Source organism: candidate division KSB1 bacterium (assembly GCA_024655945.1).
Classification (GTDB): Bacteria; Zhuqueibacterota; Zhuqueibacteria; order JANLFK01; family Oleimicrobiaceae; genus Oleimicrobium.
The window spans coordinates 94,124-105,454 of record JANLFK010000014.1 but is presented as its reverse complement, the minus strand read 5'-3'; the positions used below and the strand labels follow the sequence as shown (position 1 = coordinate 105,454).

Genomic DNA, 11,331 nt, shown 5'->3' with positions numbered 1-11,331 from the left:
CCATAAGTTCATCAGACCACAGTCCGATTCCATTTCCCGATCCAGTATTGCCTTAACTTGGCGATAGCTAGCCCCGGAGAGATAAAGCTCGGTTATTTTCCTATCAAGCTCTATCCAGTATCTCTTTCTTTTCGGCAGAAAGAGGGCGTTTAAGGCTACTTCCTTACCACAACTCAGACACTCAAGCTGAGGTACTCTAAGGCGGATACTACCCTCGGGTACCACTAGATGGCGCCGATAATGTCCATTGCGCTTAACCTGGTTACTTTCTCGGGGACCACACCTTAGGCATATCCAGGGAGTAGGCTTTCTTTCTCTTATTCTTAGCCATTTTTGACCATGATGTTTATCTACTAAACCTTCCAAGGCTTCCTCAAGTAGTTTCCTTTTCCATTCCCTTAGATTAGCTTTTGCCTGGGAATCTACTAGCTCTGCTACCTCTTTGGGGTCGTTGCACTCTAAGATCCTCTGTGCTATCTTCATCTTGGGCTCCCCTCCTTGTGCTTTCTACCCAGACTAAAAGTCTAACACAAGGTAGGTGAACCCTGTTCTTTATCCCCTTAGAAAAGCCTGAATAAAAAGAACGCTACTCGTCCACTTGGTTCCGGCCACCGATTCGGTGAGTCGGTATAAGGTCTCGATGACCCACTCCACGAAATTCTGCAAGCCGGAGGGGACCAGGCGTATGCGTCGCGTGGCAGCTAAGGCGAGCGCCACCAGGATGACATCCACCAGCAGCGCCGTGAGGAGCGTGTTGGTTACCTGCAGTGGACCGATGCACAACCCTGGTGTGGCCTCTGCCCGGATCATCACCGGCGGCAAGCGGAAGCGCAGGTAGAGGTTGCCGGCGACGAGCAAGGCCACGGCCGCTAAGAGAATCATCAGGATCTTGGTTCGCTTTTTCATGCGGCGGATACTCAGCGCTCAACTATTGCCGACGAGCAAGACGAGCAACACTCACCACGCAGAGCACGACCCCGAGGAGCATCCCTACGATCAACAGCCAGGGTGCAGTACCAAACAGCCGATCCAAGTAGAGCCCCAGGGCGCCAAGGGGGCGGCGACACAGACCAAGACAAGGGCGCTGATGCGCGCCACGGTAGCCATCGCCAGGCTTAACTGCCGAACGGTGGCAAGCCTGTTCTGCTCGCCCACTCGGAAGGCCTCGCGCTTGAACCTGCCTGGTTGCGCTGGCAGGCGCGCTCACAGCCTGGGAATGGCCGCCAGCGTGAAGACCATGATGAACAGGGCGACCGTCTCGATGATGCCCAGCACCATGATGTACTGGCCAAAGCCCTTGCCGGTTTCGCCCAAGGCGTCGGCTGCCTTTGCCCCCGCCTTGCCCTGCATGTAGGCGGACATGCCCATGGCAAAGCCAGCAAAGGCGCCCAGGAGGATCTGGTACAGGTAGGATTCCGCCGGCAGATTGGCGCTGCGGATGGCATTGCGCAGGATCATGCCGTAGATGGTCTGCGACAGGGGGGCACCCACAAAGGCGACCATGATGAACGGCGCCGCCTTGTTTTGGGCAAAAGCCCGCTTCCAGGCTCCCACCGCCGACATCCCCGCCGCCCCGGTACCCAGTGCCGAGCCCACCGCCGCCAAGGCCAACGAAATGCTCATGTCACCAAATCCCTGCACCATACTCTGCCTCCTTTCGACTCACAAAAGAGCTTTGCTGCCGTCACTCCCGAAAGGGCTGGTAAGGTCGCCCGGACCACTGCATACCCAGGTGGCCGGAGAACTCTAACATGTTCAACCGCACACCGTGCACAATCACCGCCATGAAGCCGAGCACGATGTTCAGCGCATGACCAAAGAAGAGGATAAAGGCCGCAATCAGTCCGCGCAGCACCGAGCTGAAGCCCAAGCCCATGGCCATGTCGTTGAAACTGGACTCTACCGTGACCGAAGCAAAACCGACTGCGAAAAGCCGCAGGTACGAGACCACATCAGAGAAGGAGCTGATGACGCTCAGCGGCGTTTCCGCCAATGACTGCAGCACGCCCTTGAGGAACTTGCACTGCGCGTTGGCGAACAGGAGCACCAGCGCCGTGCCGCCGCCGACGAGCGCCAAGATGACCGTCGATGATGGCCCGCTCTTGCCCAAGACCAGGCGCCCAGCTGTGAAGAACAGCCCCCAGACGATGGCAATCCACCCCAGTTGCGCCAACGCCCGCAGCGAGTTGATCAGCCGGAAGGCGTTCATGGCATGGGCCACCGTCAGGTGCAACGCCCCGATGACGAAACAGAGGTACATCAGGAAATTTTGATTGTCGAGGGCAAAGGCATTCACCGGCTCAACGATAAACCGGCGCAAGAAAGGCAGCTGCCCGATTTGCGCCACGCCAAACCAGTTGCCCGACATGGCCCCCCAGATGATCGTGGCAAAGCTCAACACGTACATGAGCAGGAATGGCTCGCGTGGCGCGCTGCTCAGCTTGCGGCGCGCCAGCCAGGTCGCCCCAAGGAAAATGAGGCCGTAGCCGGCGTCGCCAATGAGGATGGCGAAGAACACGCTGAAGAAAAGTAGAAACCAGAAGCTGATGTCGTGCTCCTGGTAGCCAGGCACGGTCCCCAGAAATTTGAACACCGGCTCCACGATCCGCAGCCAGCGGGGGTTGCGAATGAGCGTTGGCACCTCTTCAGGGTTGTCGGGGTCTTCGACGGTGTAGGCCCACCCCTCGCGGTCGGCGGCGGCCGTCACGCGCTTCACCTCATCGGCAGGGCAATACCCCTGCAGGAAGGCGATCTCTTCGGCCTGGCCCATGCCGGCGAGCACGCGACTGAACTCAAGGCGCTTGGCCAGGTGCTCGTGGTGGCGGGCAAGCGCCCTGCGATGGCGCGCCAACCCTGCCAGCTCCTGTTCGAGAGCGCCGATGGCGCTTTCCACCTCTGCCATTTGCGCTTCCAGAGCATCCACTTCCACGGCAGGCATGGGGTCTTCTCTGAAGTCCAGGCGGTCATCAGCAGAGGTAGCAAAGTAGACGAAGTACAGCATGCGCTGCTCTTGGCGGACCACCTGGATCGACTTCTCCGGCGGCAAGGCCTGTACCGCCTGCCGTTCCCCCACGTAGAAGCGCAGGACCACCCCCGCACGCTCCAAGTCCTTGACCGCGCTGAGCGACACCCGTCCCCAGCGCTCGAACCACCGACGTTGTTCGCGCAGCTCCTCCAGCTCGCGGGTCAGTTGCTCCCGTTGGCGGGCACGCTCCAGGATGTGCGCAATCAGTTGCCCGGGCTCCTGCGCCTCTACGGGCGGCTCGGGGCTCTCAGGGCCAACTATGCTCAGGGCCCGCTCCACTTCGGTCAGTTCACCCTCCAGCCGCGCCACGTCCTCCGATTGCGGCGCGGCAACCGGGTGCACGTGCACCACTCCCAGCTGGCGCAACCGCGCCACCGCATCGCTTCTGTCCACCGCCCGCACGAGCAGGGTGAGCTTTTTCATCTTGACAATCATTCTTCGCGCCGCTTTTCGAGCTTTGCCTTGGCGATCTTGCCCCGCACCACCTCGGCGGTCATCTGGTCGCCCAAGAATATCTGGATCACCCGAATGTTCTCCTGCGCCTCCGGGATCTTGATCTCCTCAAACAGCTTGATGCGCTGGATGGTCACCCGCAACTCCTCTTGCAGGATCGCCAGCTGGCGGTCGATGATGCGCAACCGGATGTGCCGCTCGATCTGCTCCTTGCAGACCGCAATCCCCTGGTCGACCCACAGCGGCGTGGTGAAAAGGTCGTAGGGCACCTCCGCGAAGCGGACGGCGCCAAACAAAGGGATGTCGATGCCCGCGATGTTGCCGGTATCGGTGACGACCTCGGCCACCTTTACCAAGGACGGCAGCCCCACCTCCTCGGCAAACACGTCTGCCCACTGGCTGACCTCGCTGTTCACCCGCTCGATGTCCGCCAGCAAGGACTCGCGGGTGCGCTGCAACGCGCGGATTTCCTGCAGCAATTGCTGCTTCTTGAGCTCCAATGTCGGCAGGTAGCGGAGGAAGCGCCGCAGGTTGTCCTTTTGCCTCTTCAGCTCGATCCTTGTCAGCCTGACCTTTGCCATCGCCCGGTCCTGCTATTGCCTGGCTGCTTCTGCGGCTACGGCCTCGCCCACCTCTTCGGGCACTGCCTCTGCCGCCTTCCGCTCCGCTATGCCCGGCCAAAACTCCTTGATCAGCTCTGTGCGCAGCCCGGTCTCCTCAGGCCGGAAGCACTCCGCCAGAATCTCCCATCCCAAGTCCAATGCCCTTTCCAAGGGGATGTTCACCGAGAGGTCCATCATTCTACTTTCGAAGAGCTTGCCGTATTTGAGCAGCTTGTTGTCCCAGGTGCTCATGCGGAAACCCATGGCGCGTTTCTCTTCGGTCTCCTTGTATTGCGCATAGAGCTGGATCATGCCGTCCATGATGGCGCGGTGATCCTTGCGCGTGTTCTTGTTCACCAGCTGCTTGAGGCGACTGAGCGAGCCGAAGGGGTCGATGCGCCCACCGTGCAGGTAGAACTGGCCCTCGGTGATGTAGCCGGTGTTATCAGGCACCGGGTGAGTCACGTCGTTGCCGGGCATGGTGGTGACGGCCAGGATGGTAATGGAACCGGCGTCCTCAAAGTCCACGGCCTTCTCATAGCGCTGGGCAAGCTGCGTGTAGAGGTCGCCAGGATAGCCGCGGTTGGAGGGCACGTGCTCCATGGTGATGGAGATCTCCTTGAGCGCGTCGGCAAAGTTAGTCATGTCGGTCAGGAGCACCAGCACGTCTTTCCCCTGCAGGGCAAACTTCTCGGCGACCGCTAAGCAGAGGTCAGGCACCATGAGGCTTTCCACGATGGGGTCAGCTGCGGTATTGATGAAAAAGATCGAGCGGTACAGGGCACCACCTTCCTCGAGCACCGTCTTGAAGTACATGTACTGGTCGTACTTCAAGCCGATGCCGCCGAGGATAATCATGTCCACCTCGGCCTGCAAAGCAATCCTGGCCAGCAGCTCGTTATAGGGCTCCCCGGAGACCGAGAAGATCGGCAGCTTCTGGGAGACCACCAAGGAGTTGAACACGTCGATCATCGGGATGTTGGTGCGGATCATGCGTCGGGGAATGATGCGCTTGTAGGGGTTGACCGGCCGCCCAGCAACTGGAATGAGGTGCTCGCTCAGTTGTGGCCCCTTGTCACGCGGCATGCCCGCGCCGTCGAAGACGCGGCCCAGCATATTTTCCGAGAAGGTCACCAGCATGGGGTGACCGAGGAAGCGCACCTCGTCGTTGACCGAGATGCCTCGGCTTCCTGCGAACACCTGCAGCGAGACCAGATCACCGTCCAACTTGATGACCTGAGCAAGGGATTTGCCGCGCTGCGTGGTGATTTCGGCCAGCTCCTCGTAGGCAACGTCGCTGGCACGCACGGTGATGACGTTGCCGACTACTTGCAGGATCCTGCTATAGACTCTTCGCATGGGCGGTGCGCTCCTCCAGCAGTCGATCGATGGCCTGCTCCTGGGTGCTGAATTCCGGCGAATCCATGGGCATGTAGTTCCAGTCAATGAAATGCTGACGCAGCCGATAGAAGTACTCCCGCGCCTCGTCCTTGGTGCCGAAGGCAAAATCCGCCGTCAGCACCTTGTGCACCTTGGCGAAGACATATTGCTGCCGCTCCTTGGAGGTTGCGGCATCAATGGGGTCAAAGCCGTTTTGCTGCAAGTAGACCGCATCCAGGAATTCCGACTTTAGGTAGATGACAAAGTCGTCGATGGAGGTGGCCTCCTCGCCGACCACCATCATCATCTGGCGCACCTCGTTGCCAGTGGCCAGAATCTGTTTGCCATCGCGCAGCTGGTCCGCAGGGATGAAGCTATCGTACTTGCTCCAGCTGTCCAGCGGGTCGATGGATGGGAAACGTCGCGCGTTGGCGCGATCGCGGCTCAGCCCCAAGAAGGCACCTACCACTTTCAGGGTGGCCTGGGTGACCGGCTCCTCGAAGTTGCCGCCTGCCGGACTCACCGTGCCGCCGATGGTCAGGCTGCCCATCTCGCCATTGGGCAACACCACCAAACCCGCCCTCTCATAGAACTCGGCGATGCGCGACTCCAAGTAAGCAGGAAAGGCCTCCTCACCTGGAATCTCCTCCAGACGTCCGGAGATCTCGCGCATGGCCTGCGCCCATCTGGAGGTGGAATCCGCCAGGAGCAACACGTTCAGCCCCATCTGGCGATAGTACTCGCCGAGCGTGGCGGCGGTGTACACGGATGCCTCCCGGGCGGCCACCGGCATGGCGCTAGTGTTGACGATGATAATCGTCCGCTCCATGAGCGAACGCCCGGTGCGCGGGTCCTCGATGTGTGGGAACTCCCGCAGCGTCTCCACCACCTCGCCGGCGCGCTCACCGCAGGCGGCAACAATGACGATGTCCGCATCCGCGTAGCGGCTGATGAGCTGCTGCAATACCGTCTTACCCGCCCCGAAGGGGCCGGGCACGCAGAAGGTGCCTCCCTTGGCCACCGGAAAGAAGCTGTCGATGATCCGCGCCCGAGTAATAAAAGTCTCCTTGGGAACGAGACGCTCCCGGTAGGCCCGGATCGGGATCTTGACGGGCCAGTGGAACGACATGGTCAGCGGGACCATCTTTCCGGTGGCGGCGCGCAACGTGGCAACCGTCTCGGTGACCGCATAGTCGCCAGGGTCGGCAATCTCCTCCACCGTGTAGTCCCCTCGGAAGTCGAACGGAACCATGATGTAGTGGCGAAAGATCCCCTCGGGCACGTGGCCGAGCGGCATTCCCGCCCGCACTACCTCGCCCCTCTTCACCGTCGGGGTGAAGGACCACTTCTTTTCCAGGTCCAGGCCCGGTCGCTTTACCCCTCTGGGCAAGAAGAAGCCGAACTCTGCCGCAAGTTGCGGCAGTGGGTTCTGCAGGCCGTCGTAGATTTGGCCCAAGAGGCCCGGTCCCAACTCAGCAGAAAGGAGGTGCCCGGCGAATTCGGCGCGGTCGCCGACCTTCAATCCTTTGGTGCTCTCAAAGAGCTGCACGTAGGCTACGTCGCGGTTGATGCGCACCACTTCGGAGACCAGGCGCTCCTCGCCGTGCACGATGTGGCCCACCTCATTCTGCATCACATTGCCATCGACGGCAATAGCCACCATGTTGCCGCTCACGCCGATGATCTTGCCTACCGCCGTGCTCATGGCTGGACCTCACAAAGTTGCCTGAACAGTTGCATCCCCTTTTCCTTGTTGAAGGTGAACAGCCGCCGCAGAATCTGCAGCTTGAGCATGTACAAAATCAGGAATTCGAAATCGAAGTGGTGGTCGCTCTCGTGCTGCTCGACAAAGTCCCACCGCAGCCGAAGCAAACGCTTCTCCACCTCCAATGGGTTGCCCTCCCTGACAAGGCTGGGGGCGAAGGTGGCGGGCTTATAATCCTGGCCGCTCCTCTGCGCCTGCCGCCAGGCGGCAAGATCCGCGCACAGGCGTCGTTCAAAGTCTTTGTAGGCGGCAAGCACGCCAGGGCAATGCTTGGGGATGGTGACGTCGTTGATGTCGACGGCTGCCAGGGTGGCATACTCGCTGGCGGACAGCCACTTTGCCGCTTCCTGGAGGAAGGTCTCCACCGTCAAGTAGGCTTCCCTGTCGAAGTACAGGGTGGGCAGCTGCGAAACGAGGTAGTAGTGCTTATCCATTGTCCTGGCCGTTCAGCAGCGCCTGCAGGGTCGGGTTGAGGAACGATTTGAGGACCTCCGCGATGCTCTCGTCGGAGAAGTCGTAGTAGACGTCCTCGCCCCGCAGGCCGATGCGGAAGCCTTTTCCCACCGAATCGCCCACCCGAAGCACCAGGCCGTCACGCAGCTGCTGGCGCAGGCCGGCAAACAGGAGCGCCTCCAGTTTCTCCTTGTCCTCGGCGCTGACCACCACCTCTACTGCACCATCGCGCGCCCAGTTGGTCAGCAGATGTGCAATGAGCTGGCTGAGGAACTCCGGCGACAGCGTTTGCGCCACAGCCCGCTTGAAGACCCGGTCGAAGAGCTCGTTGATGCGCTCCTTGAGGCTGAGGATGGTGTCGCGCGCTGTTTGCTGTAAGGCTCGCTCGGCGTTCTCCTGGAAGCGCGCCGCCTGCACCTTTCCCTCCTCCACGATGCGCGCCGCCTCCTGTTCTGCCTTTTGCAGCTTGGCAGCTGCCTCCGCCTCCGCCTTGGCAATGATCTCCTGTGAAGTTTGCCGCGCCTCCTCGATGCCCTCCTGCTTGATCTTCTCAATCAGGCTTTCAAGCTTTACTTCCATCACCCATCTCCTCCGCTTCGCACACGCCAGCAATGCGCCCCTTCAAGGCTAGAAATATATCCTGTTTCGAGCTAAACTGCAAAGGGTTTTTTCCAAAAGCGTCTTCCTCGCAACTGTCTGTCCCATATGATGCATCCCCAACATGATGCGCACCTGGTCGGCACAGGAAGCCAGAATTTCACGCCCTTGGAACTGGTCATGCACCCTTCCCGAGCATTGTGTCTCAACCTTCCGGCCCGGCTGGGGCATGGCCGGCGATTCCTAACCAATGCGGGCCGTGGTGCCGGCTCCTTGCGGAGAACGGCAGCGCAGCTCGGCCTCATTGTCCTTCCGCCCGGAGCCTCTTCTGCCGCGAGGGCACCCCACCAGGTGCCGATGGCCTATTCGAGGGCACCGAGCCACCCACGCCTTACCAGCCACTTTCCAAACTCCAGGGCGGGTGCAACCGTTGCGGTAGCCAGCCCCACAATGAGCCAGTCTCTTAGTGGTAACGCATACGTCCCGAACACCCGCTGCAGCAAAGGAACGTAGATGATTGTGCACAACAGAAGCATCTCCCACAAGATGGCCAGGTTCAGCCATTTGTTGGCAAACGGGCGCCGCAGGGCCGAATGGCGATCAGAACGGAAGTTGTATGCCTTCAGGAACTGGATGCCAATCAAGGAGACGAAGGCCATGGTCATGGCCTCCTGCAGGCTTCGCCCACTCCCATAGGCCCTGGAGAAGAGGCCCAGGTTGACCATCGTTGACCAGAGACCGGCCAAGGCCATCAGGGAGACCACGGGTCTGGTGAAGATCCCAGCGCGCGGGCGCCGTGGCCGCCGCCGCATGAGATCGGGCGCCGCCGGGTCGACCGCCAGAGCAAGCGCCGGAAACCCATCGCTGGCCAGGTTCACGTAGAGGATCTGCGCCGCAGTCAGGGGCAGCGGAAGCCCGGCAAGCAGGGCCCCAGCCATCAGGCCAATCTCGCCGACGTTGGAGGACAAGAGGTACATGAGGAACTTCTTGATGTTGTCGAAGACCCCCCGCCCTTCCTCAATGGCCGCGACTATGGAGGCAAAGTTGTCGTCGGTGAGCGTCATGGCAGCGGCCTCTTTGCTCACGTCGGTGCCGGTGATCCCCATGGCCACGCCGATGTCGGCCTTCTTGAGCGCGGGCGCATCGTTGACCCCGTCGCCGGTCATGGCCACCACGTGCCCCTTCTTCTGCAAGGCGGCAACGATGCGCAGCTTGTGGCTCGGCGCCACCCGCGAATAGACGTCGATCTCCTCGACGCGCGCCTCCAGCTCCTCGTCGCTCATGGCGTCCACCTGGCTGCCGGTGACCGCCACGCCGCTCTGCGTCAGGCCCAGCTCACCGGCGATGGCCTGCGCGGTGATGGGATGGTCGCCGGTGATCATCACCACGCGGATGCCTGCCTGGCGGCATCGGCGCAAGGCCTCTTTCGCCTCCGGCCGTGGCGGGTCAATCATCCCCACAAGCCCTAAGAAGACCATCCCCTGCTCGGCCGTTTCGGTGGTGGCCTCAGGCTTCCAGGCGATTGCTAAGACACGCATAGCCTCGCCGGCCATGGCTGCGGCGTGCTGCAGCATACGCTCCCGGCTGGCCTTGTCCAGCAGCACGTTCCCTTTGGCTGTGGCCAGAAACGAGCAGGAGCTGAGGATGACCTCGGGGGCTCCTTTCGCGCAGGCCACCACCCCGGACGGGGCACGGTGCAAGGTGGTCATGCGCTTGCGCTCGGAGGAAAAAGGGATCTCCTGCACGCGCGGGTACTCTGCCTCGAGCTCAGCCTTGTGCACTCCTGCCTTGGCAGCCAGGGTGAGGAGCGCCCCCTCCGTGGGGTCGCCGCGAATCGACCAGCGCCCAGTCTCCTCGTGGTGCACCAAGTGGGCGTCGGAGGACAGTACCGCGGCGCGCAGCAGCCGGTGCAGCACAGGATCAGCGGCCGGATCGACCGCCTCCCCCTGGCAGAGAAACTGCCCGATCGGTTCATAGCCTGCGCCGGTCACATCGATAAAGCGATCCCCCACAAACAGGCGGCGCACGGTCATTTCGTCTTTAGTCAGGGTGCCGGTCTTGTCGGTGCATATCACCGAAGCACTGCCCAATGTCTCCACGGCGGGAAGACGACGAATGAGCGCATTGCGCTTGGCCATGCGCTGTACCCCGAGCGCCAAGGCGATAGTCACCACTGCCGGCAAGGCCTCTGGCACCACGGCCACGGCCATGGCAATGGCAAAGAGAAACATTTCCAGGGGGGGCTTGCCTCGCAGTACGCCCAAGGCGCCGATCAAGGCCACCAGCACCAACGCTACCTGCGCCAGGATGGAGCCCACGCGATTGAGATTTTCCTGGAGGGGAGTCTTGGCGGCCTCCACCGTCTTGAGGAGCTCGGCGACCCGGCCAAACTCGGTCTGCGCTCCGGTGGCGACCACGACGGCCTGTCCCCTCCCGTAGGTGACGACGGTGCCACTGTACACCATGTTGACGCGGTCGCCAATGGGGAGGGCGCCGTTCTCTATGGCCGCAGAACTCTTTTCCACCGGGTGGGACTCGCCAGTCAGGGCCGCCTCGTCGACCTGGAGGTTGACCACTTCCAGCAGGCGGCCATCGGCTGGTACTTTGTCCCCCGCAGAGAGGAGGACAACATCGCCGGGCACGACTTCGCGGGAGGGGATTTCTTGTTCCGTGCCGTCGCGGATCACCGTCGCGCGCAGGGCGGCCATGCGGCGCAGCGCCTCAAGCGCCCGCTCCGCCCGGTACTCCTGCACGTAGCCCATGAACACGGAAAAGAGCACGATCAAGGAGATGGCGACGGCCTCTGTGCTGTGGCCAAGCGCTGCGGAAATGGCGGTGGCAACGAGGAGGATGATGATGAGGACGTTCTTGAACTGGCCGAGGAAGATTTTCCACCGCGAGATCTCCTCGGCGCGCTCCAGCTCGTTTGCGCCGTACTGGGCAAGACGGCGCGCTGCCTCGGCGCTCGTCAGACCGCTGCTGCTGCTCCCGAGCTGCCGCAGCACCTCTTCACACGGCAGGGTATGCCAAAGAAGCTGATTCACCGGTGCATGCCA

Annotated in this window: 10 protein-coding genes; all 10 read right to left on the bottom strand. The window is 61.5% G+C overall.

The genetic code is table 11. From position 1 onward, the window contains the following. Window positions 1-483 (bottom strand): transposase (locus NUW13_14500; protein ID MCR4440229.1); only part of this gene is annotated, 483 nt, incomplete at its 3' end. A gap of 69 nt (window positions 484-552) precedes the next feature. Continuing rightward, window positions 553-906, bottom strand: coding sequence for a hypothetical protein (locus tag NUW13_14495; protein MCR4440228.1), 354 nt, complete (start codon window positions 904-906; stop codon window positions 553-555). 297 nt (window positions 907-1,203) lie between these two features. Then, window positions 1,204-1,644 (bottom strand): V-type ATP synthase subunit K, encoded by a 441-nt coding sequence (locus NUW13_14490; protein MCR4440227.1) that lies wholly within the window; start codon window positions 1,642-1,644, stop codon window positions 1,204-1,206. Between the two features lie 40 nt (window positions 1,645-1,684). Beyond that, window positions 1,685-3,460: a hypothetical protein gene (locus tag NUW13_14485; protein ID MCR4440226.1), complete on the bottom strand. Its 1,776-nt coding sequence runs from the start codon at window positions 3,458-3,460 to the stop codon at window positions 1,685-1,687. Beyond that, entirely contained in the window at window positions 3,457-4,059 is a 603-nt protein-coding gene (locus NUW13_14480; protein MCR4440225.1) for a V-type ATP synthase subunit D, read from the bottom strand. The genes NUW13_14485 and NUW13_14480 overlap by 4 nt, the downstream gene beginning before the upstream one ends. Window positions 4,060-4,071: 12 nt before the next feature. After that, complete coding sequence (locus NUW13_14475) at window positions 4,072-5,439, bottom strand: V-type ATP synthase subunit B (protein ID MCR4440224.1); 1,368 nt, start codon at window positions 5,437-5,439, stop codon at window positions 4,072-4,074. Beyond that, window positions 5,423-7,165, bottom strand: a complete 1,743-nt coding sequence (locus NUW13_14470) for a V-type ATP synthase subunit A (GenBank protein ID MCR4440223.1) — start codon at window positions 7,163-7,165, stop codon at window positions 5,423-5,425. The genes NUW13_14475 and NUW13_14470 overlap by 17 nt, the downstream gene beginning before the upstream one ends. Beyond that, entirely contained in the window at window positions 7,162-7,659 is a 498-nt protein-coding gene (locus tag NUW13_14465; protein ID MCR4440222.1) for a DUF2764 domain-containing protein, read from the bottom strand. The genes NUW13_14470 and NUW13_14465 overlap by 4 nt, the downstream gene beginning before the upstream one ends. Next, window positions 7,652-8,257 carry a hypothetical protein gene (locus NUW13_14460; protein ID MCR4440221.1) on the bottom strand — a complete coding sequence of 202 codons (606 nt, stop codon included), beginning with the start codon at window positions 8,255-8,257 and terminating at the stop codon, window positions 7,652-7,654. The genes NUW13_14465 and NUW13_14460 overlap by 8 nt, the downstream gene beginning before the upstream one ends. A 380-nt stretch (window positions 8,258-8,637) precedes the next feature. Then, a complete protein-coding gene (locus NUW13_14455) occupies window positions 8,638-11,319 on the bottom strand; it encodes a cation-translocating P-type ATPase (protein ID MCR4440220.1) in 2,682 nt (893 codons plus the stop codon). Window positions 11,320-11,331 lie beyond the last annotated feature (12 nt).

What these genes read in the sequence shown, in the direction of transcription:
- NUW13_14465 (MCR4440222.1), bottom strand. Translation starts at nt 7,659, where the DNA reads ATGGATAAGCACTACTACCTCGTTTCGCAGCTGCCCACCCTGTACTTC.
- NUW13_14485 (MCR4440226.1), bottom strand. Translation starts at nt 3,460, where the DNA reads ATGATTGTCAAGATGAAAAAGCTCACCCTGCTCGTGCGGGCGGTGGAC.
- NUW13_14495 (MCR4440228.1), bottom strand. Translation starts at nt 906, where the DNA reads ATGAAAAAGCGAACCAAGATCCTGATGATTCTCTTAGCGGCCGTGGCC.
- NUW13_14480 (MCR4440225.1), bottom strand. Translation starts at nt 4,059, where the DNA reads ATGGCAAAGGTCAGGCTGACAAGGATCGAGCTGAAGAGGCAAAAGGAC.
- NUW13_14475 (MCR4440224.1), bottom strand. Translation starts at nt 5,439, where the DNA reads ATGCGAAGAGTCTATAGCAGGATCCTGCAAGTAGTCGGCAACGTCATC.
- NUW13_14470 (MCR4440223.1), bottom strand. Translation starts at nt 7,165, where the DNA reads ATGAGCACGGCGGTAGGCAAGATCATCGGCGTGAGCGGCAACATGGTG.
- NUW13_14460 (MCR4440221.1), bottom strand. Translation starts at nt 8,257, where the DNA reads ATGGAAGTAAAGCTTGAAAGCCTGATTGAGAAGATCAAGCAGGAGGGC.
- NUW13_14490 (MCR4440227.1), bottom strand. Translation starts at nt 1,644, where the DNA reads ATGGTGCAGGGATTTGGTGACATGAGCATTTCGTTGGCCTTGGCGGCG.